This is a genomic window from Arthrobacter sp. Rue61a, assembly GCF_000294695.2.
Taxonomy (GTDB): domain Bacteria; phylum Actinomycetota; class Actinomycetes; order Actinomycetales; family Micrococcaceae; genus Arthrobacter; species Arthrobacter aurescens_A.
The window spans coordinates 3,747,609-3,774,542 of the sequence record NC_018531.1; the positions used below are offsets into that span (position 1 = coordinate 3,747,609).

Genomic DNA, 26,934 nt, shown 5'->3' on the forward strand with positions numbered 1-26,934 from the left:
CTGGTGCCATTCAGCGCAAAAAAGTATTGATGTGACACCAGTGTGGCGTCATAATGGTGTCATGCAGCTGAACCAGTACGTATCCTCAGTCCAACACCAGCTGGACACTGCCGCCGAAGCAGGAGGGCCGGAAGCCCGCGCCCTCAGCGAACGCCTCACGGCAGGCCTCGAAGCCACCGTCAGGCTGGTCCTCTTGGAGGCGCTCTCGGAGGCCGCAAGCGAGATCACGCTGGAACTCGCTCCCGGCTCGGTGGAGCTCAGGCTCCGCGGCCGCGACCCCGAGTTCGTGGTGAGCAGCCCGCAGGGTGGGGACTTCGAGGCAGTCAACGAGCGCTCGGCACGCACCGTAGCGGCCGAGGATCTCGACGGCGCCAGCACCTCACGCACCACGCTCCGGCTTCCCGACTATCTCAAGCAGCAAGTCGAAGAAGCAGCCAGCCAGGACGGCCTCTCCGTGAACTCATGGCTGGTCCGGGCCGTCGGCGAGGCGCTCAACGGCGGCCACTCGAGCAAACGCAGCTCCCTCCGCGAACCCGGCGAGCAGAACTTCACAGGATGGGCACGCTAATGGCAACCTTCCAGACTCCCCAGCCAATCGCCGTCGTGGTTGATGTTTCTGTCCGCGCCGATATCTGGATCGTGGCCGGTGACCGCAAGGACACCGAGGTCACTATCCGCCCCCGCAAGCCCAAGCGAAGCCTGGACGTCAGAATGGCTGAGCAGACCACGGTGGACTACACGGACGGCCGCTTGCAGGTCAGGCTTCACCCCCCATTCCGCCACACCTGGTTCAGCGACGGCGGCGCCGTGGAGGTCACCGTGGAAGTTCCCGTCGGCAGCAGCCTGGAATTGAAGTCGGGAATGGGCGATCTCCGCTGCGAAGGCGAATTCAGCACCGCCGACCTGAAGACCGACTTGGGTCACATCCGCATCGATTACTGCGGCGAGCTCCGTGCCCACACAGACATGGGCGACGTCACTGTGGAGCGCGCCTCGGGCAGGTCCCGGATCAAGACCGGCTCCGGCAAGATCCGCATCCGGGACATTGACGGAGTTGCCACCGTAAAAAACGGCAACGGCAGCACCTACATCTCGCAGGCTTCCGGTGAGCTCAGCGTTAGCGCAGCCAACGGCGACGTCTCCCTTGAACGGGCTGGCCTGTCCACTACCGTCAAAGCATCCAACGGTGACATCACCGTGGGCGAAGTGACCGCCGGTAGCCTCACTGTCCAGACCGCCGCGGGGACGCTCGCCGTCGGCGTACGTGAAGGCACCGCCGCCTGGCTGGACCTCAGCACCAAGTACGGACGCGTGCGCAATACCCTCGAACCCACCGGCGGACCCGGTGAAAGCACGGACACGGTGGAAATCCGCGCACGCAACGCCTATGGCGACATCACTGTGAAGCGCTCACCCGTCAGCGTACGGTAGCGGTCGCTACACCGTGGCGACGGCCCGCTTCCGGCGGGCCTTCGCCAGCCGCGTACCGATGAGCCCCTGCCGTGGGCTGAACAAATACACGACGGCGAACACCACGCCTTGAGTGAGCACCACCATGGCCCCCGACGCCGTGTCCAGGTAATAACTGAGGTAGATGCCGGCGACGGAGCACACCACCGAGATCACGGGCGCAATCACCAGCATCCGGGAAAAACGGTCGGTCAGCAGGTAGGCCGTGGCACCCGGGATGATCAGCATGGCCACCACCAACACCACACCCACGGTCTGCAGGGCTACCACGGAGGTCAGCGCCAGCAGGCCCAGGAGCAGGGCGCCCAGCCGTTTGGGTGACAAGCCGATGGCGTGGGCGTGCGTGGGGTCAAACGCGTAGAGCGTGAGGTCGCGTCGTTTGAGGATCAGGATCGCAAACGCCACGACGCCCAGGACAACCACCTGGATGAGGTCCGGGATGCTGACGCCCAGCAGGTTCCCGAAGATGATGTGGTTCAAGTCAGTCTGGCTCGGGGTCACGGAGATCAGCACCAGGCCCAGCGCGAACAGCGAGGTGAACACGATGCCGATCGCCGCGTCTTCCTTCACGCGGCTGGTATTCCGTACCACCCCGATCAACGTCACCGCGATCAGCGCGAACACCAACGCACCCAGCGCGAAGGGCGCACCCACGATGTACGCGAGGACGACGCCGGGAAGCACCGCGTGTGAGACGGCGTCGCCCATGAGGGACCAGCCGATCAGGACGAGCCAGCAGCTCAGGACCGCGCAGACCACGGCGGCGATGGCCGTAGTTGCAAGCGCCCGGACCATGAAGTCGTAGCTGAGAGGTTCAAGGAGGAATTCCACGGCCTAGCCCCTGTTCATGACGTCGAGGCCGAAGGCCATGGCCAGGTTCTCCGGTTGGAGCACGGTATCAGGACTTCCATGCATGAGGACCTTGCGCATCAGCAACACTGCTTCATCGCAAAGTTGCGGCAGGGCGTGGAGATCGTGAGTGGAGATGAGGATGGTGGCGCCGTCCTCGGCCAGCTCGCGGAGTAGCCTGGTGATGGTGGCCTCGGACCGCTTATCCACGCCCGCGAACGGCTCATCCAGCAGCATCATGGTGGCACCTTGCGCGATGCCCCGGGCCACGAAGGCCCGTTTTTTCTGCCCGCCGGACAACTGCCCGATCTGCCGGTCGGCGTACTCGCTCAGTTCCACGCGTTCCAAAGCATGCTCGACGGCGTCCTTGTCCGCTTTGCGGGGCCGGCGCGTGAATCCCAGGTGCCCGTAGCGGCCCATCATCACCACATCCCGGACGGACAGCGGGAAGGCCCAGTCAACGTCCTCGCTTTGGGGAACGTAGCCGATGCCGGCTTCCTTGCGCATCTTCACCGGCGGCTGCCCGTTGATGAGCACCCGGCCGGAATCCGGTTTGACCATGCCCATGATGACCTTGAACAGGGTGGACTTGCCGGAGCCGTTCATACCGACCAAGCCGCAAATCCGCGAATGGTCCAGGGTCAGGGACGCAGAGTCCAAGGCGAGGACCTCACCGTAGTGGACGGTGACGTTCTCAACAGCGATCGCGGGAGTGCTCACGGCGTTCCTCCGGTGAGTGCAGTGGTGATGACTTTGGCGTCATGGCGCATGAGGTCCAGATAGGTGGGTACGGGCCCGTCCGCTTCAGAGAGGGAATCAACGTAGAGCACCCCACCGAACTTGGCATCAGTGGCTCCGACAACCTGCTGCATGGGTGCGTCGGACACCGTGGACTCACAGAACACCGCCGGAACCTGGTTGTCCTTGACGAACTCGATGGCCCGCGTAATCTGCTGCGGTGTAGCCTGCTGCTCCGCGTTCACAGCCCAGATGTACACCTCTTTGAGGCCGGCATCGCGGGCCAGGTAGGAGAATGCTCCTTCGCAGGTGACCAGCGCCCTCTGCTTCTCCGAAAGGACGGAGAGCTTGGACACCATCTCGTCCTGCACGGTTTGGAGCTGGGCGTTGTAAGCCTTGGCGTTGGCCTCGAACTCGGCAGCGTGGGAAGGATCCAGCTTGGCGAAGGCCTTGGCCATGTTGTCAGCGTAGATCTGCACATTCTTGGGCGACATCCACGCATGCGGGTTCGGCTTGCCCTGGTAGGAATCCTCGGCAATGGGCATAACGTCCACCCCGTCACTAACTACCGCGTGCGGCACATCCAAGTCCTCCACGAACTGGGCGAACCAGGCCTCGAGATTGAGTCCGTTGTCCAAGATAAGGTCAGCTTGGGCGGCCTTGCGGATGTCCCCCGGCGTTGGCTCGTAGCCGTGGATCTCAGCTCCGGCTTTGGTGATGGACTCCACGCGGAGCTTGTCCCCCGCAACGTTCTTGGCCACATCAGCCAAAACAGTAAACGTGGTCAGGACAACGGGCTTGTCATCACCCCCCGCGGATGAGTTCCCTCCGCAGGCGGAGACCCCCAGGGCAAGTGAGATCGCGGTCAGGACAGCAGCGAAACGGCGGACGTCTTTGGCGCGCCGAAACGAAAAGTTAGGCATACCGAAAAGTGTAGCCACGCAAGTGCCAGTCGGCAAAGCTAGGCTGGTCACATGGGCACTCCATCCACCAAGGCACCTTTGTACAGATTCACCGCCTTGGACGCCATTGCCGTGGCCGCATATGTTGGCTTCACCGCCTACTTCCTGCTGGCTGGCGAGACGCTCAACCGGCTGATGCTGCAGCTGTTTACGGACCCGGCCACGGCGTCCTATGCCGTCAACGCGATCTTTTATGCCGGCGTCGGAATATTCGCCGTGGCGTCTGCCTGGCGCGTAGCCGGGCGGGACCTCAAAATCCTGGGAACCCGTCCATGGTTCACCCTGGCCATGGTTCCGCTGGCCATCGTGGTGATGCTGATTCTCACGGCCGTTCTGGTTGCGGCATTCGGGACGGCGCAAAGCTCCGAGAATCAACTGGGCATCCAAGGGCTGCTGCAACAGGTGCCGGCCTGGCTGATGGTGCCGCTGCTGGTGATCCTGGGACCGTTTGTGGAGGAGTACCTCTTCCGGCATCTGCTGATCGGCAAGTTGTCGCAGTACCTGAACATCTGGCTCTGCTGCGTGATTTCCGTGGTGGTGTTCGCGTCAATCCATGTGGTGGGCCGCGAAGGACTGGCTATGTCTGCGCTGGCTCCGTACCTGGGCATGGCCGTGGTGCTCGTGGCGGTTTATGTGTGGACGGGCAAGAACCTGATGTTCTCCTATTTTGTCCACGCCGCCAAGAACCTCATGGCCGTGGTCCTCATCTACGCCATCCCCCCGGAACTCCTCCCGAACTAGGGCAACCCGGACTGAAGGTGACCGCAAAACCCTACCCAGCCACCCGCCGTCGGGAATAGCTTGAAGAGCATGACACTCAACATCCAGGTAGTAGTGGACTGCAAGAAGCCGCACGAACTCGCCGACTGGTGGGCTGAGACCCTTGAGTGGAACGTGGAACCCCAGGACGAGGGGTTCATCCGGTCCATGATCGAGCAAGGCTACGCAACCGAAGACCAGACCATCACACACAACGGCAAGCTGGTGTGGGCAGAGGGCTGCGCGATCGTCCCCGCCGAAGACACAGACCCCAACACCGGCCGGCGGATCCTCTTCCAAACGGATCCCAACCCAAAATCCGTCAAGAACCGGGTGCACTGGGACGTCCGCTTGGAGGGACGGGACAAGGATGACGTGCGGAAACAGCTCGAAGCCCGCGGCGCCAAGCACCTGTGGACCGCCAACCAAGGCCCCCACGAATGGCACACCATGGCCGACCCCGAGGGCAACGAGTTCTGCATCAGCTAAGGCCATTACTAGACTCGGACTGTGAACAACCAACTCCCTGCCAAGGTTTCCGACGTCTTTGACCCTTCACGCTGGCGCACAGTTTCCGGCTTCGACGACTTCAAAGACATGACTTACCACCGGCAGGTTGAGCGTTCAACGGACGGCTCAGTCAAGGACCTTCCCACGGTCCGGATCGCCTTCAACCGCCCAGAGGTCCGCAACGCGTTCCGCCCGGGCACCGTGGACGAGCTCTACCGCGCCATGGACCACGCCCGCATGACACCCGACGTCGCCACGGTCCTGCTCACGGGCAACGGCCCGTCCGAGAAGGACGGCGGCCACTCGTTCTGTTCGGGCGGGGACCAACGGATCCGTGGCCGTGACGGATACCGCTACCAAGTAGAAGGTGCTGCTGGGGACTCGGCTGAATTTATCGACCCCGCCCGCGCAGGCCGCCTCCACATCCTGGAAGTCCAGCGGCTCATGCGAACCATGCCCAAAGTGGTCATCGCCGTCGTCAATGGATGGGCAGCCGGCGGCGGTCACTCCCTGCACGTTGTCAGCGACCTCACCATCGCCTCGCGCGAGCACGGCAAGTTCAAGCAAACGGACGCCACGGTGGGAAGTTTCGACGCCGGATACGGCTCTGCGCTGCTGGCCCGCCAGATCGGGCAGAAAGCCGCGCGGGAGATCTTCTTCCTCGCCCGTGAATACTCTGCCGATGACATGGTCCGCATGGGCGCTGTGAACGAGGCAGTTGACCATTCGCGGCTCGAGGAAGTGGCCCTGGAGTACGCCGCGGACATCGCCCGCCAGTCACCGCAGGCCATCCGCATGCTCAAGTTCGCCTTCAACCTGGCTGACGACGGCCTTGCCGGGCAGCAGGTCTTCGCCGGCGAAGCCACCCGCCTCGCGTACATGACGGACGAGGCCGTGGAGGGCAAAGAAGCGTTCCTCCAGAAGCGCGACCCCGACTGGTCCAACTTCCCCTACTACTTCTAGGACCACCGTGAACATCGATCCTGTACTGAAAGCCCTGATGGCCGCCCTCCATGGCGAGGGCCCCGCCGTCGAAATCGTGGTGGACGAAAACGGCGAGCCGCAGGCGGTTCCGGTGGAGACCGGCGTCGACGACGCAGCAGTGGTGGTCCGCACGTCCGGTTCCACGGGGACGCCGAAGGCAACCATCCTCACCGTTGATGCCCTCGCGGCCTCCTCAGTGTCCACTGCCGTGGCCCTGCGCGGCGAAGGCCAATGGCTGCTGGCACTCCCCCTGCAGTATGTGGCCGGGGTTCAGGTGCTGGTCCGTTCGCTGTATGCGGGCACGCGTCCGTGGGTCATGGACCAGTCGAACGGCTTCACGCCCGAGGCCTTCACTGCAGCAGCAGAGGAACTCACGGACAAGATCCGTTTTACGTCTCTGGTACCCACGCAGCTCCAGCGGTTGCTGGACTCCCCCACGCCGGAAACCCTTGCCGTGCTGCGTCGCTTCGACGCGATCCTGCTGGGCGGCGCCCCAGCATCGGCTGAACTCCTTGCCGCCGCCCACGCCGAAGGGCTCAAGGTTGTGACGACGTACGGCTCAGCCGAGACCTGCGGCGGGTGCGTGTACGACGGCGAGCCGCTGGACGGCGTCGAGGTCCGGATCGGTGAGGGCGAACTGGAAGGCCGAATCCTGCTGGGTGGCGACACCGTGGCGGCCGGTTACCTGGACGCCGCCCGCGCCTCAAAGGCAGCATTCGTCGAGGAAGGCGACGTCCGCTGGTACATCACCGGCGACCTCGGCGAGCTATCCAACGACGGCAAACTCACCGTGCTGGGCCGCGCCGATGACGTGATCATCACCGGCGGCGTCAAGGCCTCGGCCGCATACATCCAGGGCAAGCTGGAAGAGCTCGACGGCGTCACTGCGGCTTTCGTGACCGGCGTCCCGTCGCGCGAGTGGGGCCAGGCCGTGGCAGCCTATGTTGCGGTGACCGATCCTTCGCCCGAGGGCCTGAAGGGATTCACTGCCCGCCGTGAGAAAGCATTGGGGGTCCTGGCGCCCAAGACGGTGCTCGCAAACAAGGAAATGCCGATGCTTCCGAACGGAAAGCCGGACCGCATGGCCATGATTGACCTGCTTTCCAATCTGCATCAGGGACAATAGACAAGTTCTTCCCCCGAGCCTGACTAACGATCAACCGCGAAATACACGAGGTACTACACGTGGCGACAGCTGCACAATGGATTCAAGGAGCCCGGCTCCGCACACTGCCCGCGGCCATCGCGCCGGTCCTCATCGGTTCGGCAGCGGCGTACGAGCTTCAGGCTTTCCGGCTGCCGAACGCGATCCTCGCGGCACTCGTGGCTCTCCTGCTTCAAATCGGCGTGAACTACGCCAACGACTACTCCGATGGCATCCGCGGCACCGATGAGGACCGAGTGGGTCCCCTTCGCCTGGTTGGTTCCGGCGCCGCGAAACCGGAGCAAGTTAAGTGGGCTGCGTTTGCCCTGTTCGGGGCGGCGATGATTTGCGGCCTGATCCTGGTGATCATTACCCAGACCTGGTGGCTGATCCTGGTAGGCATCGGCTGTGTCCTGGCGGCGTGGGGATACACCGGCGGCAAGAATCCCTACGGATACCTGGGCTTGGGCGACGTCTTTGTCTTCGTGTTCTTCGGTCTCGTGGCCACCCTCGGCACCACCTACACCCAGGCCGGCCAGGTCAGCCTCGCAGCGGTCATCGGTGCGATCGGTACGGGGCTCATCGCCTGCGCACTGCTGATGGCCAACAACGTCAGGGACATCCCCACGGACACGGCCGCCGGGAAGCGGACCCTGGCCGTCCGGCTGGGTGACCGCCACGCCCGCGAAAGCTACGTGTTGATGCTGGCCGTAGCCATCCTGCTGGTCATCGTCCTGGCACCCACCAAGCCATGGATGCTGATCGTCCTGCTGCTGATCCCTGCGTGCCTGATGCCGGCGTGGCTCATGGTGAACGGCAAGAAGCGCAAGAGCCTCATCCCGGTCCTCAAGCAGACGGGCCTGATCAACCTCGGCTACAGCCTGCTGTTCTCGCTGGGACTGATCCTGAGCCGCGGCTTCTGAGTCTTCCGTTCGAGTCTCTTACAGATAACGCCCCTAAGAAGCTCTCTTAGGGGCGTTATCTGTACAAAAAACTTCTAGAGGGTGCCTGGGCGTTTGTCGTTGTTAACGGCAATATCCGGGTTCTTCTCCACCAGGCCGTCCTCGGCGGCGGCGTCTTCAACCTCGCCGGCGGTGCGGATGGGCTTGGCCCGCCCGGAGAAACGTTCGCGCATGGCTGCAGTGGCGGCGTCGCGCTGTTTCTGGAAGAACAGGTAGCTGATGGCGAAAGCAATCAGCCCCGCGAAGATGACCGCAAGGATCCAGCCGACCCCCAAAAAAGCGAACAGCACGAGCAACGGCGCGAACAGCGCCAGACGGATGAGGGAATACTTCAGGAAAGCCACCATCCAAGTTTAGCCGCCCGGATGGTTGCACTCTGATCACAGCCGGAAACGGGCGTCCAGTGTTTGGCTTCCGGCGACTAGACTTGGTGCATGCTCCGGGTTGTAGGCGTCGTCATAGTTCTAGTCATCTTTGTCTATGCCCTGGTGGACGTCATTCGCACCGACGGCCACCAAACACGCGGGATCTCCAAACCCGCGTGGATCATTGTGATGATCGTCCTGCCGTTGCTGGGCGCAATCCTCTGGTTCATCTTCGGCCGGCCTTACGGCAAGCCCACGGCCAAGCCCGTCCGCCGCCAGCCCACAGCCCCGGACGACGACCCCGAATTCCTCCGCAACCTGGAAACCCGGCGCCGCAACCAGGCCGAAGACGATCGCCTGAAGAAGCTCAAGGCGGACCATGAAGCCAAGGAACGCGAACTTAGGGACAAGCCAACCGACGGCAGCGGCGACGCAAAAAACAATGGCTTCAAAGCCGGCGACGTCAAGCGCACCGAGCCGGATCCCCATGACACCGACGAGCTGAAGTAGGGAAACATGGCCCAGCAAGCTGATGGATCACGGCAGTCACCTTCCTCCACACCATCAGCCAGCGGGCCCACATCACCCTCCGCACCACCACCACGACCAGGCATTTCCCTCTCCACTCCCCCGCCCATAGCGGCGGTTGTTCGGCCTCCCGGAGCCGCACGGTTGTCCCGCTCCCTGTGGGTGGCGAGCTTCGTGGCCGGAATCGCCGTAGTGGTGACAGGCTTTCTCGGCCGTGATTCCCACTTCGAACGCCTGAAGGGCGTCATCTCAGGCATGGTTCCCGACGGCGACGCCGACGCTCTGGAGGGGGCCACCGCCGTCGTGTTCCTTGGCAGCCTCACCATGCTTGCGCTGGTGGTGGCCATGGAAGCGATCCTGCTGGCGGTCCTGTTCAGACGCCGCATCTGGGCTCGCTGGGCACTGGCCCCGTTGGTCCTCCTGCATGCGGTAGTCACGGTCATCACTGCCGACTTTGTGGTGACCCCAGGCACGGACGGGACCCTGACCATAGTGCTGTTGGCGGCCCAGTTCATCCTGGCCGCGGCCGGCCTGATCCTGCTGTTCCTCCCGTCAACCACCAACTGGTTGCTTAGCGAACGGCGGGGATAGCGGCCAACATCCCTTCGCAACTACGGACCACCACGCGGCAAGCGTCCAGTGCGGCCGGCTCAGTGAGCGGGTTTTCCGCGATCAACCGCCAACGGTTCAGGCCGTTTCGTGCCGCCTCACTGATCTGCTCCGGGCTTGCCCCCGGATCCAAGCCCAACCTCAGGGGAGGCGTGCTGCCGCGTCCACCTACCAGCTGCTCAGCTTCCGCGGACAGCTCCGGAGTCAGGCTTGAGCCCTCAGTCCGCAGGGTTGCCAGGAGTTTCAATTCCCGGAACTCGTGGGCGCCCGCCTGAAGTTTTTCCAAGTTAGCTTCGAGCAGCAGCGCGACGTCCCGTGGCGAATTGCGCAGCAAGGCTTCCAAACCCACAACGACGGCACGCGCCTTGAGTGCGTCCGCGCGCGTTTGGAACAAATAGGCGATGTTATCGAGCAGCTGGCCAAGGCCGCTGCGCCGTGAGAGCTCATGGGCCAGTTCCGTAGGATTGCTGATACCGCCCCGGATCAGGGCAACACCAAGGCGGATCCCGAACAGACCGAACCTCTCCACAAGGGACGTCTTTGCTGCCTGACCGAGTCCTTCGGGTTCGGTGGCGCGGACAAAGAGATCCGCTGACAGCATCAGCCTTTCCCTCTGTTTCCTGTCCATCTGCGCCAAAAGCTGCATGGCCTCGAAATCGCCTTGGCGCATGGTCCGCGAACTCTGCGCCAGCAAGCCGGCAACCGGGACGACGCCCAGGGCAAGGGGCCTGAGGTTCTGGTCCCGGCTGTATCGATCGGCGATCACTGCGGCGGAAATGAGGGAGTCGATTCTTCCTGCGCCGATCTCATCGGCGCGGGACAGGACGGCCAAGGCATTGACTGTCCCGGATTGGCCCGCGGCGGTGTCCTTGAAGGATTCCAGGAACCGGACATCGGAGGCGTGGAGATGCCGCATGAGATAGATGACGGCATCGGCGGCCATGGGGGCGTCTTCGGGGAGGAGAAATTCCGTAGACCGGCCTGACACGTCGTGGGACAGCGAGGCGATTCCCGGGGTATCGATCAGCGTCAGCTCCCGCAGGCTGGCCGTTGGCCAGTCCACCACCAGCCGTTCAACATCCTCGGCCCGGACCTGGCCCAAATTGAACACCAAGCGGCCATCTTCACGGGTGACGGGGAGTGCTTGCGGCTCCCCGATGATGGGATGGAGCGTGATCCTGGGCGTGTGTCCGTAGCGGTACCACGTAACAATCCGCGTGCATTCCCCGGCGTCAGTGGGCGCTATTTCCTCCCCGATGATCGCATTGAGAAGCGTTGATTTGCCGGCTTTCACCATCCCGGCCACGGCTATGCGCAAAGGCCCTTCCAGCCTGCCCTCGAGTTCGTCCACCACCGCGAGAGCCGCTGCGTCGCCGTGGAAGATCTCCCTTGCTTGCCGGAGCAGGTCCGAGGCTCCGGCAATGCCTGTGTCCATCATCCTGCCGGGATCGGCGAGGTCGCGGCGCCGGGGAGGGAGGTGGTGCCGGGCTGGGATCCAGTGTCGGGCCGGGAGACGGGCGGCTCTTCGAGCAGCTGCTGAGCGGACTTGGCCAGGGCGTCAACGGCTTTGAGCTGGTTCCGTATCTCTTTGATTCTCATGTCCCGCTCCACCGCGTACGTAGCTGCCGCTTTCTGCGCGGCCGCCACGGATTCCGTCAGGGAACGGTGGTGCTCCTCGGCAATCTCCGTGAAGTGGTCCCGCGTGGCCCGCTGGACCATCCGCAGCCTGTCCTTGAGCTGTTTGCCCACTTGGAACACCACATCATCCACGTGCTTTCGGACCAGGACTTTGGCTTCTGATTGCCGTTGCTTGAGTCGGGCCTCTTTGTCTTCCCTGAATGCTTTGCGTCCCAACATCAGGCCTGCTCCAACGGACAGCGGGTTGATGAGGGCCATACCGAAAATGCCGGTCAGCAGGCCAAACATCAGCACTCCGCCGTAGGACCCCCGCATCCCTATCAGCACCTTCTGCAGAGGCCCCAGCCGGCCGTCTTCCATGTGCTGAATATCGGCCACGGGGTCCAGCACGCCGCCGGTATCGGACACTTTCAATGCGGGGAGGGCCACCTCCTCTTCTGAGAAGTGCTCCGCAACCTGTGTGGCCAACCATTGAGCACGCTCGCTGGTCCACACGAAAGTATCTGAAACCGCTGCCGCCGTGCTCTGTTCCAGCCATTGCGTGAACTGCTCCCACGCGGGTCCAGGATCGCCTTGCTCAATGGCTGTTTCGGCCTCGCGTTGAATCCTGCGTAGCCGGTCCCTCAGGTCGTACTCCATGTCGGCGATCAGGTCACCGATGCCATCGTTGAGCGTTATCTGCCACCGCGCGGAGCGTTTGCGCAGCGCATCGGCATCCTCCTTGGCCGCATTCAGGCCGGCGATCATCTGCGGAGTTCCTGCCGGATTTTCCAAGGCTCCAAGTTCCGACTGCAGGGCGAGCCTGAGGTTATCGGTGACGGACAAGAGGTCGTTGCTCACGGATCTGCGTTGCATTCTGGCCGCCCCGCCCACAATGTTGTTCCGCACATGGCCGATCAACGCCGGGAACCCTGATTCGGCGTTCAGTTCCGGGTCCTGCAGCCGCGCCGCATGCAGACGAAGTTCCGAGGACACCGGAAACAGCGGAATATCGGGCCCGACGTCAGCCAGGTGCCTTTGATCCAGGTCCGCGATCTGGCGCCACGCGGGGTAAAGGTCCGTTTTGGACAATACGCACAGGACGTTCGGGCTGATGCGCATCGCCTGACGCAGAAACCGCATTTCCGGCTCGGTGAACTCCTGGGAAGCATCGGAGACGAACACCATGGCGTGCGCCGAGGGCAGCGCAGTCAAGGTGGTCAGTGTGTGTGTTGAGCCCAGGCCGCCAACGCCCGGAGAGTCCACGATTGTCAGGCCCCCGGACAACAGTTTCCGGGGCAGGGAAACCTCGGCTGCCACGATGTTCTTCGTGTTGCCCGGGTTGCCCTTTTCGGAAACGTATTCCGCGAGTTGTTCCAGCTGTACGGGTTGCCGTTCCAAGCCGTTCTCGGATCCGCCGGTCTCACCTTCAGCCTCGGGTCCGGTACCGTCCTTCCTGGGAACCAGGACAACGGCCGACGCCGGGTCCCCCTGCCGTACGACGGTAGGGACGGAGGTGGCGATGTCGTCATCAACGGGGCAGACCGGTGCGTTCACCAAGGCGTTGATGAGCTGGCTCTTTCCCTGTTTGAACTCACCCACCACGATCACGCGAACGCTTGGATCCCGCAGGCGGTTGAGGGTGTTTTCCAGTCGGCGACGGAGGTCGTTCCGGTCTCCCACCAGCGCCATGCCCTGCTCCACCAAGGTGGTCATGCGTCCTGTTTCCGCCACGGTCTGTCCTTTGCTCTGCCAGCCTCACCGATGAGGCCACGAAGTGCCCGGCAGACGGTTTGCCGCCTGCCGGGCACTGCTGGGGGTAACGCGTTGTGCTTCTTGTTGTTACATCGTGTGGAACTCGTTGGTGCTAGTCGATTTCCACATCGTTCTTGGCGACGACGATCGAATCGTCGATGTCGTTGTACTCCACATCCACGTCGAGTTCGTTGTCGGCGATGACCGTGTTGTCCTCCACGTTGGTGTATTCAACATCCAACTCGTTGTCTTGGACAACCGTGGAATCGTAGTTGACCTGGACGTCTTCGACATCGATTTCCTTGGAGTTGTCGATCTCCAGCTCGTTGTCCTGGATCACCGTGGAGTCGTAGTTGACCTGCACGTCTTCCAATTCCACGTTGGTGGAGTGATCGTTGGTGTACTCCAGATCCACCTCGTTGTCCTTGATGATGGTGGAGTTCTCGATGTTCGTGTACTCCACGTCCACGTCGCCGACTTCCAGTTCGGTCTCGTTGTTGTAGGAGTCCTTGTTGAACGAATCCGTGTTGTGGATATTGGTGTGCGAATTGTCCACCGAGTTGTCCTCGTTGAAGGAGTCCTCGATGTCCACGTCAACGTCGACGTCCGTGTTGTAGGAGTCCTTGGTCACGGAGTTATCGGAGTTGTCGTTGAACGAATCCTTGATCTCGATGTCCGTGTTGCCGACCTCAACGTCGCCAGGGCCCGATTCATTGATGTTGAACGAATGATCGTCGGTGTTCGTCGTTGTTGTAGTGGTTGTTGTAGTGGTGTTGCCGGAATCCCGAACATCGTCGCCGGCTGCAATTGCACCATCGCCGGAAGCAATGACGGCCTCATTGTCGAACAACTGGACTACGTCACCGTCGGCCCAGATGTTCTGGTTGACCGACTGGTCAGTAATCGTGTCGCGGTCGTCGATCGTGGTGGTGTACGAGTAGTTGTTTACTACGTGGACCAGCTGCTGGACGGCATGTGCATGGTCGTCCCAGTCACCGCCACCGCCGCCGCCGTGTCCGCCGCCGTCATGATCGTCGTCGTCATGGCCACCCCAGCCACCACCGCCACCGCCGTGTCCGCCACCGTCATGATCGTCGTCGTCATGGCCACCCCAGCCACCACCGCCACCGCCGTGTCCGCCACCGTCATGATCGTCGTCGTCATGGCCACCCCAGCCACCACCGCCACCGCCGTGTCCGCCACCGCCATGATCGTCGTCGTCATGGCCACCCCAGCCACCACCGCCACCGCCGTGTCCGCCACCGTCATGATCATCGTCGTCACGGCCACCCCAGCCACCCGTCGATGCGTGGTTGCCGCCGGTGTTGTATTCGCGGTCGAAGGACGAGCGGGCGTTGATGGGTGCGTAGTCGAGGACCACCGGGCGAACGGCGTCGACGTCGGCCGAAGAGACGTCACGGAGGCCGGCCGCTGCGAGCGCTGCTTCGGGATCCCGTACGAATTCTTCGGCTGCTTCAGGATCGTTGAACAGGCTCATCAGGAACTGCACGAGCTGTTGTGCGAGTGTAGGCATTGGAGTGCTCCCTCAAATTCTGTGATGGATAATGATTCGCCCGGCGCCTTTGCCGGGCTTGAATCCAAACTATTGCCGCGGTTGGGGACCGGGCATCGGGGGTGGTCCCCCTACCGACTGCCTCACCGTTAGGGGATGGTGTGGTTTTGCGTTAGGGGGTGGAGGGGGTTGCCGCTACGGAGGCGGGTACCCCTCCCCCAACGCCAGGCGGAGACGGACCAGGAGTTCAGAGCGGTTTTCGGCGCCCAGGCGCCGGCGCATGCGTGCCACGTGGTGTTCTGCCGTGCGGGGCGAAATGTAGATGGCCTCGCCGATTTCCCGGTAGGTCTTGCCCTCCAGGATGAGCCGGGCCACTTCCCGTTCCCTGGCGCTAAGCCCTGAAGAATCAGGGTTCCCGGGACTACCCCCGTTGTCCATGACGGGCGGGGCGACGACGGCGGTGTGGACATCCTCCTGCCGCTCTGAAGCTCCGCCGGACGGAGCCGCACTTTGGGGGTGGATGTCCCTGGCGCAAGCCAGCAGTTTCACCATGTCGCGCCGTTCGTCCGCATGCGCTGCGGCGTGGCCCGCCAAACGTGCGCCTTCCCAGGGCATCCCGACGGCGGCCAACCCGCGGGCCGCTGTTTCGACGTCGGACGCTTCGAAGCGGCCAGCCAGGACAGACACCCAGGCCTTGCCTCCAGCGGCGAGCACGGACGCCAGATGGCTGTGTTCCGATGCCCGCACCAAGGCTGCCGCGTGCGGTGCAAGACCGGCCGGGTCCTCGCTCAGCAACGCCGCCTGCACGGCCGCCCAGTGCAGCGGCACTGACCACAAGGGCGGGTTGCCCAGCCTTCCCAGCAAGTCCCAAGCACCCTCCACATAATGCGAAACTCTCCTGGATTCCCGCAATCGCGCCGCGGTGATCATCAGTTCACCCCACGGCAGAAGGCTGTAGAGATCCACGGAGACGTGCATCATCGCTTCGCGGGCCTTGTCCCACGCCAGCACAAGCTCGTGCACATCACTGCCCCGCCTGGCCAGGCCTACGTCCAAGGCCGCCAACAAGAATTCATCCCGGGGCGCCAAGGGCCAGTGGTTGGCCTTGACGGCCTCGTTGATGGCCAGGCGTGCTTCGTCGGCGTTGTCCTGCTGCATGGAAGACCATGCCCGCAGCAGGAACAGCCGGGGACGGGCAGCATCGCCGCCTTGGCCTCCAGCCAGCGCGGCTTTGAGCACTGTGTCCGCTACCCCCGGTTCCCCGCTGTGCAGGGCGCATAAGGCGGCCAGCGCGCTGGGTGTCTCCGGCAAGGGGATCGAGGTACCTGCCGCGTTCATCATGTCCGAGGCCCTAATGAGTTCAGGCAGCGCAAGTTCGGGTGCGGGCCCCAAGGTTTGGCGCAGCCCTTCCTGCGTCAGTGACAAAGCCACTGCCAGGAGCGTCGGCGAACCACTCGGCGGAGCAACTGCCAGCAACTCTTCGGCACCCACAGAATTTCCCGAACCGATCATGGCCACCGCAGCGAGCGGGGCCGAACCGTCGATCCTGTCTGATCCCAGCCAGCTGTAAGTATCGGCGCTCCGAGACAACATTCCACGCTGCGCCCAGACCGCGGCCGCCACATCCACTCCCAGGCGAAGGTCGGGCGGCTCAGGCATCGCGAGGAGTCGATCCACGATCCTGCCTGCGGAGTCCAGGTCACCGGTGGCCGCGGTGGCCTGGGCGCGCCTGGCAGCTGTGGCCAGTTCTGTTCCCCCTGCCATGAGGGCTTCGGAGTAGAGCTCGGCGGCCTGTGCTGGGTCGGTTTCCAGTACAGCGTCCGCAGCCTTTTCGAGCTCAGCCACAACACGGGGGTTTTTGAACCCACTCCTCGCAAGGTCCCGGGCTAACTCCCCCAACGCCTGACCCTCCTGGAGAGTCTTGTCCACCAGTTCTTTCTGAAGCGCGCGGATGCGGGCAGTGGGTGTTCCCTTCAGCAGGGCGTACCGTGCAGTACCCACCACGGACCCGTCCGGTGAGAGCAGCCCGGCGTCCTTGGCTGCGGCAATGATCGAGTCCAGCCCTCCATGGTCCACCAGGTGGTGGTCTCCCAGGCTGTCAGGCAGGGGCGACGGGACGGAGAACCCCACGGACAATGCCAAGAGCAGCTCGCGGACTGCCGCAGTCGCGCCCGTCAGCGTGGGAGCAATATCTGTGCCCCGGGTCTCTGTGGTCTGGTTCTGGGGGTGATCGTCTGCCGCGGGCCGAAAGTGCCCGGGCGTATGGTCCTGTCCCGTCATGGGTTAGACCGCCGAGAGCAGCGCTGGATCCGGAGTAGGGCTGGTTTCCGCTGGTGAAGGTGCAGGGTCCGGGGTGACCGGCGGTGCGGTCTCCTGCGGCAGAGTTGGTTCCGGTGACGGCGGCGGAGGGTCCTGGACCACTGTGGGCTCGGGCTGCGGTGCAGGGGGTTCCGGCGATGGTGGTGGAGTAACTGGCTCTGCCGGAGTGGTAGGCGGTGTTGTTGGCTCGATGACCGGTGGCGTCGTGGGCTCAACCACCACCGGTGGTGTGGTGGGAGGCGGAGTGCTCGGATCGGGTGTTGGTCCGCTCGCGGCACCTCCTGTGGGATCAGGGGCCGGGGTTGTTGGCGGCGTCTGCGTGCCTGGAGTCTGAGTGCCCGGCGTCTGCGTGCCTGGGGCCTGGGTGCCCGGCACGGTGGTCCCCGTTCCCGGGGCGGCCGGCGCGGTGGTGCCCCCTGTCCCGCCGGCGACTGTACCAGCGGTGGTGCCGCCAGCGCCCGCCCCTGCAGTGTTCCCTGAACCGGTGCTCGCGCTGCCTGTCCCCGCGTTCGCTGCACCCGAATTCGTTGTTCCTTGCCTGACCGGAGCCCGTCCGTTGGATCCAGCCCTCGTGACCCCGGCCTTGGCGCTCGCTTCGAGCCCCGCAGCCGGTCCTCCCATCACGGGCGCCGAACCGGCGGCGCCTCCTGCAGCGCTGCCGCCCTGCGCACCGGAAGCCTGCGCACCGGAAGCTTGCGCACCGCCGTCGCGCATGACATCGGCCGCTTGGTTTCCGAACACGGTTGCCAGCAGTCCGGTGCCTTCGGGGCTCTGTGCTGCCGTGGCGGTGGCGATGGTCAGCGCGGTTGCGGCCGCAGCGGCTGCTGCTGCCATGCGGACCCGGGGCCGTGGGGCGTGCCGACCGGGCTTGGCCGACGCCGCCTTGGGGTGGCTGAATGCCGGAACCCGGCCCGGGACGTGCGGCCTCCCGCCAGCAACGGAATCCTTGGACGCGGAAGCCAGGGTTGGAGCGCCGGCCGCGGCATCCACGGCACCCGCCCCGCTGGAACGCAGACCAGCTACGGCAGCACCAAGGCAAATGGACGATTTGGGATCGGCGTCCACGGCTATGGGACGGTCCAGTTCCACGGAAATCAGCTCTGCCACGAGTGGAATCCGGGACGATCCGCCGATCAGCAGCACGGCGCTCAGGTCCTGGGCTCCAAGGTTGATGCTCCCCAGGCTGCGTTCAAGGGCGTCCACTGTGTCCCGGACCGGGGCCTCGATCATCGCCTCGAACTCGGAACGGACCAGCCTCACGGACAGCTGGGTGCCGGGCAGGGAGACAGCAACGCTGGCTTCGCTGTCCAGGGACAGCGCTTCCTTGGCTTCCCGGCATTCCCGCCGCAACCTGGACAGGGCGGCCAACGTCCCGGGAGAACCCGGATCCATCACCGCAGCGTCACCAACATGACCCATCACGTGGCGCAGGACGGCGGCGTCGAAATCGGCGCCGCCAAGGGTTTCAATGCCGTCCGGACGGCCCAGTAGTTCAAAGTTCCCGGCTCCGGCCTTGCGCAGGACGGCGGTGTCGAAAGTACCGCCGCCCAGGTCATACACCGCGATGATGCTGCCGTCCTCAACACGCTTTTGGGAGGCGTAATGAAGGGCTGCCGCTTCCGGCTCGCTGATCAGGGTGATGTCCTGCAGACCCGCCATGTTGAGCGCTGCCAGGACCAGGGAGGTGCGGTGCTGCCCCCATGCTGCGGGGTACGTCATGATGATCGACGACGGCGCGCTTCCCTCGCGCTCTTCGGCCTTGTCCACCACCCAACGGGCCATGGTGGCATACACGTCTTCTGGGGCCAGCCAGCTCTCACCGACAGCGAGGGGAACGGAGTCACCTATCCGGCGTTTGAACTCCCGCACCATGCGCTGGGGGTCGTCCAAGCCGCGACGTTCGGCCGCTTCGCCAACCAGGATCCTGCCGTCGTCGGCATAAAACAGCACCGAGGGCACGGCGCTGCCATGCAATCCCAGCGAAAGAATTTCAGGGGTCGGAGCGGGTCCTTGCTGGGGTTTAACAAGGGCTGCGGCTGTAAAACTTGTCCCGACGTCAATGGCGAGAACATAGCTCATGGTTACCTCGAAAAGGTCACGGCGCGTCGCTAGCGGTCTGCATCACAAGCGGGTCCTGATCAAGTTAGCACCTGCCTTCACAGGGCAAAAGGGCTAATTGCTACACCGAATTGTCATTGTCGAGGCGTGAGTATGAGCTTGGGAAGTAACGCCCCTGCTCAGGGCGGGATCTGGAACTAAAGTCCCGAATAAGAATGCAAGCCGTTGAAAACAGTGTTCACGAGTGTGAAGTTGATGATGACGCAGGCGTAGCCAACGATCGACAACCACGCTGCACGGGTTCCAGTCCAACCTCGTGTGGCCCGAGCGTGGAGGTAGCCCGCATAGACCACCCAGATCACAAAGGTCCACACTTCCTTGGGGTCCCAACCCCAAAAACGGCCCCACGCCTTTTCGGCCCAGATGGCACCGAACATGAGGGTGAACGTCCAACCGATGAAGGCGATGGCATTGATTCGGTAGGACAGGTTTTCCAAGCTCAGCGCATTCGGAACCAGGCGCATGAAGCCCAGGTTGTCCGTACGGCCCGCAGCCAGGTTCTTCTGGCGGTGCGACTGCAGCAATTGCAGCACAGACATGGCGAAGGTCAGCGTGAACAGGGCTGATGACAGAACCGCGATGGAAACGTGGATGATCAACCAGTAGCTCTGCAGGGCCGGAACCAAGTGCCCCACCGGAGTCCAGAAAGCAGCGGACGCGGCCACCAGCATGATGATGGCCAGCCCGATCACGAACGTGCCCAGGAAGCGCAGATCCCTGCGGATGAGGACCACCAGGAAGACGGCCACAGCAACAAAAGCACCTGTGGTGAGGAACTCGTACATGTTTCCCCACGGCACGCGGCCCGCACCGAAAGCACGGGTAACCACGCCTGCGCCGTGGATGAGGACGCCCAAAACCGTCAGCGCCACGGCCACCCGGGCAGGTGCGCGGCGTTCGCCCGCGTACTTCATGTCACCTGCGGCGGTACCGCCCTCAACGGTGAGGCCCGACGTCGGACGCTCGGCACGGCCAGCCGGCCCACCGGCGTCGGGACCTTCCAAGCCACTGGCGACCCGGCCTGCAGCCACCGTGACCTTCTCGCCGGCGGTGTTTGCCGCGGCCTTCTGGTCCACTGCACGGAGCATTTTGCTGCTCTTCGCCAGGTCCCAGGCAAAGGCGATGAACGCCACGGTGTACGTGCCGGCGGCCAACAGCATGAACAGCTCGCTGTACTGGCCCAGGGTTTCGTTGATGACGGGCATTACTGGTCCTTCGAGGTTGAGGAAGAGACTGCTGTTGTTGCGGCGGTATCAGGAATGTTCCATTCCCGGGCCAAGATCTCGCGGAGGGCTGCTGCTTCGCCGGCCAGGCGGTGGTCTTCACCACGTGCCAGCAGGCCGTACTCCACCATGGTGCGGCCGTCCGCGTGGGTTCCGGTGCGGACCCACACGCGGCGGCGGTTAATGTACAGCGACATGACCAGACCGGCCACCGCAAGGAAACCGAAGATCAACGCGTACAGCTGGCCCGGGTTGTGGTGGATGTCTACGCCGATGTATTTCTTGACGCCATCGAACGTGATGCTGCCCTTGCCTTCGGGCAAGTCGACTGTGGCGCCCGGGGTCAGGGTGATACCCCCGGCGGCGAGGTCGCGGCCGTTGAGCTGCGTCAAGTCTTTGACGTCCAGTTCGAACACGTTCTGGGGCACGCCCTTGTCCAGTCCGAGGTCGCCGTAGAACGAGTTCAGGCTCAGCTGGGGGTTGATCAGTTCCGGGGCACCGCTGAAGGAAATGCCGTCCTCGGTGACGAACGCCGTGGGAAGGAAGAAGCCAACAAAGCCGAGCTGTTCCGGCTTGGCGTCCGGGACCTTGATGACCACGGAGGAATAGTAGTTGTCGCCTTGGACCTTGGCCGTTACGGGACCTTGGAAGGCAATATTGCCTTCGCCGTCGCGGACCGTGACCAAGGGGGCGTAGCCGTTTCCTGTGAGGTAGAGGCTTGTACCTCCGAGGGAAACGGGGTCGTTGACCTTGAGCGTTTCCTTCTTGCCCGGCGAATCCGGAGTTTCCTTGGTGGTCACTTCTGCGGTGTAGTCGATGGGTTGCCCGGCCTTGCCCGGCGATTCGCGGTCGAACCTGGCCTCGAACTTATCCAGTTGCATCGAGTACGGCTGGAGCGAACTGCTCTGGAAGTTGGTACCCGGCGTGAATTGGTCGTAGCCCACCAAGGTGTTGACGAACGTTTCGCCCTCCACCAAGATCCGCTGGCCGCTGTATCCGTAAAGCCCACCGATGGCCACAGACACCAGCACCCCGATCAAGGACGTGTGGAACACCAGGTTGCCCACTTCCTTCAGGAAGCCGCGTTCTGCACCCAAGGACGGCAGGGCGTCGTCGACGTCCCTGACCTCCACGCGGTAGCCGCGCTTCTTGAGCAGCCCGGCGGCATCGTTGATGGCCTTCGACGCCGGGATCCCGGCGTCGGCGGGTATGGCCAAGGTGCCGTACTCAGGCAGGCGCGACAGGCGCTTGGGGGTGCGCGGCGGCTGCGACTTCATGGCTTTGTAATGGGCGATGGCACGCGGTGTGACGCAGCCGATCAGGGAGACAAACAGCAGGATGTAGATGGCCGAGAACCAGGCCGACGAGTAGACGTCGTACAGCTGCAGGGCATCCAGAAGCTCGCCGTAAGAAGGGTTGTCCTTGATGTACTGCGTGACCACTGACGGGTTGGCAGGCCGCTGCGGGAACAGGGAACCCGGCACGGCGCCCACTGCGAGCAGGAGCAGCAGGAAGAGGGCCGTGCGCATGCTGGTCAGCTGGGTCCAGGCCCACCGCAGCATGCCTTTTAAACCGAGCGCGGGCAGGGCTGCCTCGGACTTGGCCTGCTGGAGTTTTCCGTCCGCTGTGTTTTCAGCGGCTGGTGACTTCTTCTTGGCTTTCACGGACTCGCTCATCAGATTGGCAACTTCACATCGTTTTGGAACCAGTACTGCAACTCGGTCACCCAGGTTCCCCACACACCGGTGGCCATCAGAATGCCGAGCAAAATCAGGATGCCCCCGCCGATCCGCTGGATGGCCAGCCGATGCTTGCGGAAGAAGGACATGACACCCATGCCCCGCCGGACGGCCAACGCAATCAGGAGGAATGGAATGCCAAGGCCCAGGCTGTAAACGAACGCCAGGAGTGCTCCCTTGGCCGCCGACGAACCGCCGGACAGGCTCAGCAACTGTACCGCGGAGTACGTGGGACCAATACAGGGCGCCCAGCCGAGGCCGAACGTGAGTCCCAGAAGCGGCGCACCCCACAGGCCTGCGGGCGGTTTGGCGTGGATCTTCGCGTCACGCTGAAGCCAGCCGAAGCCGCCCATGAACACCACGCCCATGATGATCACCAGGATGCCCAACAGCTGCGTGATCCAGGCGTTTTGCGGACCCGTCAGCAACGTCCCAAGCTGGCCGAAGGCACCGCCCAGGAGGACGAAAATCACCGAGAAGCCCAAGACAAACAGTCCGATGCCGGCCAGCATGCGGCCCCGCCGCTGCTTTTGGAGGTCGACGCCCGTCAGTCCCGTGACGTATCCAAGGTAACCGGGGACCAGCGGCAGCACGCAAGGCGAAAGGAACGAGACCAGTCCGGCCAGCAACGCCACCGGCACAGCCAGCAGCAGTGATCCGTTGAGGATCGTCTCGGCGAAAGGACTGTTCATGGGTGCTACTCGGCCACTGCGGAGGTGATGAGGGCTTTCAGGGTGCTCTTCTCGATCTCGCCGAGCACGCGCGAGGCAACCTTGCCTTCCTTGTCCAGGACCAAGGTGGTGGGAACTGCTCCCGGGGGCACAATGCCGGACACGGACAGCAGCACAGCCCCGTCCTTGTCATTGAAGCTCGGGTAGGTGATGTTGAAGGTCTTGTCGAACGCCTCAGCGGTGGCTTGTTCGTCGCGCAGGTTGACGCCGAAGAACTGGACTCCCTGGTCCTTGAAGTCCTGGTGCAGGGCTTCAAGCTGGGGGGCTTCGATGCGGCACGGAGCACATGCGGCAAACCAGAAGTTCAGGACAGTGACTTTGCCCTGCAGGTCCTCCGGCTTTACGGTCTGCCCATTAAACAGAGTGCCCTTGAGCGCCACGGGGGCTGCACGATCTGCCTTGGCGAACTCCGTCACCGAACCATCGCCGGCCACGTAGTTCTTGTTGTCGCCAGCCTTGGCTTGCTTTGCAAGGGAGTCTTCCTGGGCACACGCGGACAGGCCCATGGTCAGTCCTGCGAGGAGGACACCGCCGGCGGTCAGCACGCCGCGGCGCGAAAGATTGTTGTCCATGCTCTATGCCCCCGGGGTGCTCGCCGCGCCGGGGAGCAGAACGGCAGCAGGCTCGGTGTATTCGACGCGCACGATCTTGCCGTCGTCGTCCAAAGTCAAGGATGTCAGGGAGGTGAGGGTGCACTCACGCTTGCGGGGATCGTGCGCGAGGCGGCGGCCCTCAGCGGTCAAACGGGTTGACCAAATGGGAAGTTGGTGGCTCACCAGAATGGCTTCAGCGCCGTCGCCACCGAGCTCGATCGCCTTCACCCGTGCGTCTTCCACAGCCGCCAGAACGCGGGCCGCCTGCTCTTTATAGGGCTCGCCCCAGGAAGGCCGCAGGGGATTCCTGAAGTAGAACCAGTGCTTGGGCTTGAGGAACTCGCTCTTGGTGGGATGGAGTCCCTCAAAGTGGTTCTCGGCTTCGATGATGCGAGGATCCGTGGTGATGTCCAGGTTCAGCGCCTCGGATGTCGGCATGGCTGTTTCCTGGGCGCGGGTCAGCGGCGAGGCTACCAAATGCACAATCTTGGCACCTTCACTGGCGCGGGCCGTGAAGTGGTCCGCCAACATCCGGGCCATCTCCCGGCCACGCTCTGAGAGGTGGAATTCCGGCAGCCGGCCATAGAGGACGGCGCCGGGATTGTGGACCTCGCCATGGCGAAGCAGATGGACAGTTGCTTGGGGCATGTTTACCAGTTTCTCAAAGAAGCGGGGCGATCCGAAATCTTCTACCGCTAGTAGAACTCAAAGTTTTCCCGAAATGTTCCGTGGAGTTGGAATAAAAGATGCATATGCATGTTTATACTGGGTACGAAGCTCGGTTGACGCTTCAAGCAATGAGCTCGACCGGGCAAGCACGCAGTACCCACCACTTGATATAGGAGCAACACCATGATGACTCTCCCCGCTTCCGTCACCACCGGCACCTGGACCCTCGACGCTTCCCACAGCGAGATCGGCTTCACCGTCCGCCACGCAGGCATCAGCAAGGTCCGCGGCCAGTTCAAGGATGCTGCTGCCACTCTGGAAGTCGGTGAGACACTGGCCGACTCCAAGGTCACCGCCACCATCCAGACCGCCAGCTTCGACTCCGGCGACGTCAACCGCGACGGCCACGTCAAGGGCGAAGACTTCTTCGACGTGGAGAAGTTCCCGGAAATCACCTTCGTGTCCCGCCACGTCAAGGCCAACGGCAACAGCTTCGACCTCGTGGGCGATCTCACAATCAAAGGCGTGACCAAGGAAGTTTCCATCGAAACCGAATTCAACGGTGTAGCCGTGGATCCGTTCGGCAACACCCGCGCAGGTGTCTCCGGCGAAACCACCATCAGCCGCAAGGACTTCGGCCTCACCTGGAACGCCGTCCTCGAAGCCGGTGGCGTCCTGGTCAGCGACAAGGTAGTCATCAACCTGGAGCTCGCCTTCATCGCACCGGCTGCCGCATAGTCCTGCTGCTCCTGGTGCCGGTTCACGAGTCCCGCCCTTGTTCGTCATCCCCGCCGCACAACGCGGAGGGCGACGAACAAGAGACTGATCCGTGGCCGACGCAGCCAAACGGCGCCCCACACAGTTCACGCTGTGGGGGCGCCGTTTCGCATGCAGGGAAGTCACCCCGCAATTGTTCGGCAAAGAGCCTGCATTTAGCTGCGAGTTGGCTCCGAATTTCCTATGCATCCTTCAACCCGCGGTCTAAAGTGATGCCATGAGTACCCCAGACGAAACACCACAGCCACAGCAGCCCGGCTCCCAGCCTCCGCAGCCCGGCAATGTTCCTCCTGCGGGTTACCAGCCTCCGCAGGGCTACCAACCCCCTCAGGGTTACCAGCCACCGTCTCAACCAGGCCAGTATTCACAACCCGGCACACCCCAGCCCGGGCCCGGCCAACCTGCAGCCGGGCAGCCTGGTTTCCACTTCGAAATGCCCACCGACGGACCGCGCAGTTTCAACGACGTCATGCCTCAGGGCGGGTTCTCGGGAATGTTCAAGACCCAAGGCCTACCGACGGAGTTGAAGGTTTCCTACTTTATTTGGGTGATCTCCGGACTCCTGGGCTTGCTGTTCGGGCTTATTGGATTCTTCGCCGTGATCGCAGCCTTCGCCTTCGCCCCGGGTATCGCGGCAATCGCGCTCATCCTCCTCCTGCTCGCTTTGGCCGTTGCCGCCGCCCAGGTGGTCCTGGCCATGAAGATGAAGGAAGGCAAAGAATGGGCTCGCCTCGCTTTGACCATCCTGGCCGGCGTTTCGCTGCTGCTGGCCATCTTCGGAGCGGCAAGTGGCGGCGGTTCCGGGATGGGCCTGGGCGGCAACTGGTTCGGCTTCCTGGTCAGCGCAGTCGCCGTCGTCCTGATGTGGATGCCCAATTCGCAGCTCTGGTTCAAGGCAGTAAAGGGCCACGCATAGCACTGACCCAACTGCCGTCGTCGTGCGTGATCGGCGGTAATGCAGGCTGAAGGCCGCGGCCCGGATCCTCCGGATTCCCGCGGCTTTCATCATGAAGGCGTAAGCCGATTTGATGATTTTTCCTGTGAGCTGGAAATACCAGCGTGTGATCGTCTGCAGCGTCGGACCCGGGAGGTACGGTGGTAGCAAAACCACGCTGGGGGCAGGGTCGATTTGCTGATCCCGGCGGCCGCACCAGCAGTCGAACAAGCAAAGGAATGCCATGAGCAACCCTCCGTACCCGCCGTCAACCCCGGGTGACGACAACAAGCCCGAGCAGCAGGGCACCCAGCCTTCTGCCCCGCAGCCCCCGGCACCTCAGTACGGTCAGCCTGCCGCGCCGCAGTACGGACAGCAGTCTCCCGCTGCGCCGCAGTACGGACAGCAGTCACCGGCTGCACCCCAGTACGGACAGCAGTCTCCTGCTGCACCGCAGTACGGACAGCAGGCCTCTCCTTACGGCCAGGCCCCTGTGGCTCCGCAGTACGGCCAGGGCACTAACTGGCCGAGCCAGCAGCCCGGACCCACCACCATCCCGCCGATGGTTAACTACGCGTTCTGGATGATCGTCGCGGCCGGACTGCTGTCCGCCATCAGCTCTCTGGTCTTGGCCTTCACCGGAGCTGATCCCATCATTGATGTCATGTTCCAACAGGCCGCACAGCAGAATACAGAGATCCCTGAGGGATCCGCTGAAGGCATCCGGGCTGCCATCGCAGTCGGCGCCATCATCGGGGCGATCCTTTCACTGGGCCTCTACGCCTTGGTTGCCTTCCCCGTCCGGAAGGGCAAGAACTGGGCACGGATCCTAGGCACAGTCTTCGCGGCCTTGTCAGTCCTCGGCCTTACCAGCCTGTTCCAGTTCGGTCCCACCTACGGCATCCTGCAGCTCATCGTGATCCTGCTGGGTGTTGCAGCAATTGTCATGCTGTACCTGCCGGCGTCGGCTCCTTACTTCCGTAAGGCGCAGCCGTTCGGCAACCCGTACCAGAACCCTTACGGCCGCTAAACACGCCGACTTCCAAGTATTAGACGCGGGCGCGGA

Annotated in this window: 26 protein-coding genes; 12 read left to right on the forward strand and 14 right to left on the reverse strand. The window is 63.3% G+C overall.

Annotation, left to right across the window (positions count from 1 at the left end; all coding sequences use genetic code 11):
• Positions 1 to 61: 61 nt before the first annotated feature.
• Positions 62 to 568: a hypothetical protein gene (locus tag ARUE_RS17030; protein ID WP_014922622.1), complete on the forward strand. Its 507-nt coding sequence runs from the start codon at positions 62 to 64 to the stop codon at positions 566 to 568.
• Positions 568 to 1,431, forward strand: coding sequence for a DUF4097 family beta strand repeat-containing protein (locus tag ARUE_RS17035; RefSeq protein WP_014922623.1), 864 nt, complete (start codon positions 568 to 570; stop codon positions 1,429 to 1,431). Before ARUE_RS17030 ends, ARUE_RS17035 begins: the two co-directional genes overlap by 1 nt.
• A gap of 6 nt (positions 1,432 to 1,437) precedes the next feature.
• On the opposite strand, the gene ARUE_RS17040 is transcribed toward ARUE_RS17035, so the two are convergent.
• Genes ARUE_RS17040 through ARUE_RS17050 form a run of 3 tightly spaced genes read right to left on the reverse strand, consistent with a single transcriptional unit; the run spans position 1,438 to position 3,980 of the window.
• Complete coding sequence (locus tag ARUE_RS17040; protein ID WP_014922624.1) at positions 1,438 to 2,301, reverse strand: metal ABC transporter permease; 864 nt, start codon at positions 2,299 to 2,301, stop codon at positions 1,438 to 1,440.
• Between the two features lie 3 nt (positions 2,302 to 2,304).
• Positions 2,305 to 3,039, reverse strand: a complete 735-nt coding sequence (locus ARUE_RS17045; protein WP_011775895.1) for a metal ABC transporter ATP-binding protein — start codon at positions 3,037 to 3,039, stop codon at positions 2,305 to 2,307.
• Entirely contained in the window at positions 3,036 to 3,980 is a 945-nt protein-coding gene (locus ARUE_RS17050) for a metal ABC transporter substrate-binding protein (RefSeq protein WP_011775896.1), read from the reverse strand. The genes ARUE_RS17045 and ARUE_RS17050 overlap by 4 nt, the downstream gene beginning before the upstream one ends.
• A gap of 51 nt (positions 3,981 to 4,031) precedes the next feature.
• Between ARUE_RS17050 and ARUE_RS17055 the strand changes: the two genes are divergently transcribed.
• From ARUE_RS17055 to ARUE_RS17075, 5 genes are all read left to right on the forward strand, one after another.
• Positions 4,032 to 4,760, forward strand: coding sequence for a CPBP family intramembrane glutamic endopeptidase (locus tag ARUE_RS17055; RefSeq protein ID WP_014922625.1), 729 nt, complete (start codon positions 4,032 to 4,034; stop codon positions 4,758 to 4,760).
• Between the two features lie 69 nt (positions 4,761 to 4,829).
• Positions 4,830 to 5,267 carry a VOC family protein gene (locus tag ARUE_RS17060; protein WP_014922626.1) on the forward strand — a complete coding sequence of 146 codons (438 nt, stop codon included), beginning with the start codon at positions 4,830 to 4,832 and terminating at the stop codon, positions 5,265 to 5,267.
• A 21-nt stretch (positions 5,268 to 5,288) separates the two neighbouring features.
• Positions 5,289 to 6,251 (forward strand): 1,4-dihydroxy-2-naphthoyl-CoA synthase, encoded by a 963-nt coding sequence (locus tag ARUE_RS17065; protein ID WP_014922627.1) that lies wholly within the window; start codon positions 5,289 to 5,291, stop codon positions 6,249 to 6,251.
• A 7-nt stretch (positions 6,252 to 6,258) separates the two neighbouring features.
• The gene (locus tag ARUE_RS17070) at positions 6,259 to 7,398 is read left to right on the forward strand and encodes an AMP-binding protein (protein ID WP_014922628.1); all 1,140 of its coding nucleotides are present in this window, start codon (positions 6,259 to 6,261) and stop codon (positions 7,396 to 7,398) included.
• A gap of 59 nt (positions 7,399 to 7,457) precedes the next feature.
• Positions 7,458 to 8,339, forward strand: coding sequence for a 1,4-dihydroxy-2-naphthoate polyprenyltransferase (locus ARUE_RS17075; protein ID WP_011775901.1), 882 nt, complete (start codon positions 7,458 to 7,460; stop codon positions 8,337 to 8,339).
• Between the two features lie 74 nt (positions 8,340 to 8,413).
• Here the strand turns inward: ARUE_RS17075 and ARUE_RS17080 are convergent, their stop codons facing one another.
• Positions 8,414 to 8,725, reverse strand: coding sequence for a DUF4229 domain-containing protein (locus tag ARUE_RS17080; RefSeq protein ID WP_011775902.1), 312 nt, complete (start codon positions 8,723 to 8,725; stop codon positions 8,414 to 8,416).
• Between the two features lie 87 nt (positions 8,726 to 8,812).
• Between ARUE_RS17080 and ARUE_RS17085 the strand changes: the two genes are divergently transcribed.
• Together ARUE_RS17085 and ARUE_RS17090 are read left to right on the forward strand one after the other, a co-directional pair.
• A complete protein-coding gene (locus ARUE_RS17085; RefSeq protein ID WP_014922629.1) occupies positions 8,813 to 9,253 on the forward strand; it encodes a PLD nuclease N-terminal domain-containing protein in 441 nt (146 codons plus the stop codon).
• A gap of 6 nt (positions 9,254 to 9,259) precedes the next feature.
• Positions 9,260 to 9,862: a hypothetical protein gene (locus ARUE_RS17090; RefSeq protein ID WP_014922630.1), complete on the forward strand. Its 603-nt coding sequence runs from the start codon at positions 9,260 to 9,262 to the stop codon at positions 9,860 to 9,862.
• Here the strand turns inward: ARUE_RS17090 and ARUE_RS17095 are convergent.
• From ARUE_RS17095 to ARUE_RS17140, 10 genes are all read right to left on the reverse strand, one after another.
• Positions 9,843 to 11,318 (reverse strand): dynamin family protein, encoded by a 1,476-nt coding sequence (locus ARUE_RS17095; RefSeq protein ID WP_014922631.1) that lies wholly within the window; start codon positions 11,316 to 11,318, stop codon positions 9,843 to 9,845. The two genes, ARUE_RS17090 and ARUE_RS17095, sit on opposite strands and share 20 nt — an antisense overlap.
• Positions 11,315 to 13,231, reverse strand: a complete 1,917-nt coding sequence (locus ARUE_RS17100) for a dynamin family protein (protein WP_014922632.1) — start codon at positions 13,229 to 13,231, stop codon at positions 11,315 to 11,317. The genes ARUE_RS17095 and ARUE_RS17100 overlap by 4 nt, the downstream gene beginning before the upstream one ends.
• 133 nt (positions 13,232 to 13,364) lie before the next feature.
• Positions 13,365 to 14,786, reverse strand: coding sequence for an IniB N-terminal domain-containing protein (locus ARUE_RS17105; protein ID WP_043470623.1), 1,422 nt, complete (start codon positions 14,784 to 14,786; stop codon positions 13,365 to 13,367).
• 174 nt (positions 14,787 to 14,960) lie between these two features.
• A complete protein-coding gene (locus ARUE_RS17110) occupies positions 14,961 to 17,045 on the reverse strand; it encodes a LuxR C-terminal-related transcriptional regulator (protein WP_014922635.1) in 2,085 nt (694 codons plus the stop codon).
• Positions 17,046 to 17,048: 3 nt separating this feature from the next.
• Positions 17,049 to 19,163, reverse strand: coding sequence for an Hsp70 family protein (locus tag ARUE_RS17115; protein ID WP_014922636.1), 2,115 nt, complete (start codon positions 19,161 to 19,163; stop codon positions 17,049 to 17,051).
• Positions 19,164 to 19,339: 176 nt separating this feature from the next.
• Positions 19,340 to 20,407, reverse strand: a complete 1,068-nt coding sequence (gene ccsB / locus ARUE_RS17120) for a c-type cytochrome biogenesis protein CcsB (protein WP_014922637.1) — start codon at positions 20,405 to 20,407, stop codon at positions 19,340 to 19,342.
• Positions 20,407 to 22,101, reverse strand: a complete 1,695-nt coding sequence (gene resB / locus ARUE_RS17125) for a cytochrome c biogenesis protein ResB (protein ID WP_014922638.1) — start codon at positions 22,099 to 22,101, stop codon at positions 20,407 to 20,409. Before resB ends, ccsB begins: the two co-directional genes overlap by 1 nt.
• On the reverse strand, positions 22,101 to 22,856 hold the full coding sequence (locus ARUE_RS17130) for a cytochrome c biogenesis CcdA family protein (RefSeq protein WP_014922639.1): 756 nt from the start codon (positions 22,854 to 22,856) through the stop codon (positions 22,101 to 22,103). The genes resB and ARUE_RS17130 overlap by 1 nt, the downstream gene beginning before the upstream one ends.
• A 5-nt stretch (positions 22,857 to 22,861) precedes the next feature.
• Positions 22,862 to 23,467: a TlpA family protein disulfide reductase gene (locus ARUE_RS17135; protein WP_011775913.1), complete on the reverse strand. Its 606-nt coding sequence runs from the start codon at positions 23,465 to 23,467 to the stop codon at positions 22,862 to 22,864.
• Between the two features lie 3 nt (positions 23,468 to 23,470).
• Positions 23,471 to 24,136, reverse strand: a complete 666-nt coding sequence (locus tag ARUE_RS17140; RefSeq protein ID WP_011775914.1) for a histidine phosphatase family protein — start codon at positions 24,134 to 24,136, stop codon at positions 23,471 to 23,473.
• Between the two features lie 207 nt (positions 24,137 to 24,343).
• Here ARUE_RS17140 and ARUE_RS17145 point away from each other — a divergent pair, with 207 nt between their 5' ends.
• From ARUE_RS17145 to ARUE_RS17155, 3 genes are all read left to right on the forward strand, one after another.
• Positions 24,344 to 24,895 carry a YceI family protein gene (locus ARUE_RS17145; protein ID WP_043471462.1) on the forward strand — a complete coding sequence of 184 codons (552 nt, stop codon included), beginning with the start codon at positions 24,344 to 24,346 and terminating at the stop codon, positions 24,893 to 24,895.
• Positions 24,896 to 25,151: 256 nt separating this feature from the next.
• Positions 25,152 to 25,850 (forward strand): hypothetical protein, encoded by a 699-nt coding sequence (locus ARUE_RS24495; protein ID WP_014922640.1) that lies wholly within the window; start codon positions 25,152 to 25,154, stop codon positions 25,848 to 25,850.
• A gap of 262 nt (positions 25,851 to 26,112) precedes the next feature.
• Positions 26,113 to 26,898, forward strand: coding sequence for a hypothetical protein (locus tag ARUE_RS17155; RefSeq protein ID WP_014922641.1), 786 nt, complete (start codon positions 26,113 to 26,115; stop codon positions 26,896 to 26,898).
• Positions 26,899 to 26,934: the final 36 nt, after the last annotated feature.

What these genes read in the sequence shown, in the direction of transcription:
- ARUE_RS17030 (WP_014922622.1), top strand. Translation starts at nt 62, where the DNA reads ATGCAGCTGAACCAGTACGTATCCTCAGTCCAACACCAGCTGGACACT.
- ARUE_RS17035 (WP_014922623.1), top strand. Translation starts at nt 568, where the DNA reads ATGGCAACCTTCCAGACTCCCCAGCCAATCGCCGTCGTGGTTGATGTT.
- ARUE_RS17050 (WP_011775896.1), bottom strand. Translation starts at nt 3,980, where the DNA reads ATGCCTAACTTTTCGTTTCGGCGCGCCAAAGACGTCCGCCGTTTCGCT.
- ARUE_RS17055 (WP_014922625.1), top strand. Translation starts at nt 4,032, where the DNA reads ATGGGCACTCCATCCACCAAGGCACCTTTGTACAGATTCACCGCCTTG.
- ARUE_RS17060 (WP_014922626.1), top strand. Translation starts at nt 4,830, where the DNA reads ATGACACTCAACATCCAGGTAGTAGTGGACTGCAAGAAGCCGCACGAA.
- ARUE_RS17080 (WP_011775902.1), bottom strand. Translation starts at nt 8,725, where the DNA reads ATGGTGGCTTTCCTGAAGTATTCCCTCATCCGTCTGGCGCTGTTCGCG.
- ARUE_RS17085 (WP_014922629.1), top strand. Translation starts at nt 8,813, where the DNA reads ATGCTCCGGGTTGTAGGCGTCGTCATAGTTCTAGTCATCTTTGTCTAT.
- ARUE_RS17090 (WP_014922630.1), top strand. Translation starts at nt 9,260, where the DNA reads ATGGCCCAGCAAGCTGATGGATCACGGCAGTCACCTTCCTCCACACCA.
- ARUE_RS17095 (WP_014922631.1), bottom strand. Translation starts at nt 11,318, where the DNA reads ATGATGGACACAGGCATTGCCGGAGCCTCGGACCTGCTCCGGCAAGCA.
- ARUE_RS17105 (WP_043470623.1), bottom strand. Translation starts at nt 14,786, where the DNA reads ATGCCTACACTCGCACAACAGCTCGTGCAGTTCCTGATGAGCCTGTTC.
- ARUE_RS17110 (WP_014922635.1), bottom strand. Translation starts at nt 17,045, where the DNA reads ATGACGGGACAGGACCATACGCCCGGGCACTTTCGGCCCGCGGCAGAC.
- ARUE_RS17115 (WP_014922636.1), bottom strand. Translation starts at nt 19,163, where the DNA reads ATGAGCTATGTTCTCGCCATTGACGTCGGGACAAGTTTTACAGCCGCA.
- ccsB (WP_014922637.1), bottom strand. Translation starts at nt 20,407, where the DNA reads ATGCCCGTCATCAACGAAACCCTGGGCCAGTACAGCGAGCTGTTCATG.
- resB (WP_014922638.1), bottom strand. Translation starts at nt 22,101, where the DNA reads ATGAGCGAGTCCGTGAAAGCCAAGAAGAAGTCACCAGCCGCTGAAAAC.
- ARUE_RS17130 (WP_014922639.1), bottom strand. Translation starts at nt 22,856, where the DNA reads ATGAACAGTCCTTTCGCCGAGACGATCCTCAACGGATCACTGCTGCTG.
- ARUE_RS17135 (WP_011775913.1), bottom strand. Translation starts at nt 23,467, where the DNA reads ATGGACAACAATCTTTCGCGCCGCGGCGTGCTGACCGCCGGCGGTGTC.
- ARUE_RS17140 (WP_011775914.1), bottom strand. Translation starts at nt 24,136, where the DNA reads ATGCCCCAAGCAACTGTCCATCTGCTTCGCCATGGCGAGGTCCACAAT.
- ARUE_RS17145 (WP_043471462.1), top strand. Translation starts at nt 24,344, where the DNA reads ATGACTCTCCCCGCTTCCGTCACCACCGGCACCTGGACCCTCGACGCT.
- ARUE_RS24495 (WP_014922640.1), top strand. Translation starts at nt 25,152, where the DNA reads ATGAGTACCCCAGACGAAACACCACAGCCACAGCAGCCCGGCTCCCAG.
- ARUE_RS17155 (WP_014922641.1), top strand. Translation starts at nt 26,113, where the DNA reads ATGAGCAACCCTCCGTACCCGCCGTCAACCCCGGGTGACGACAACAAG.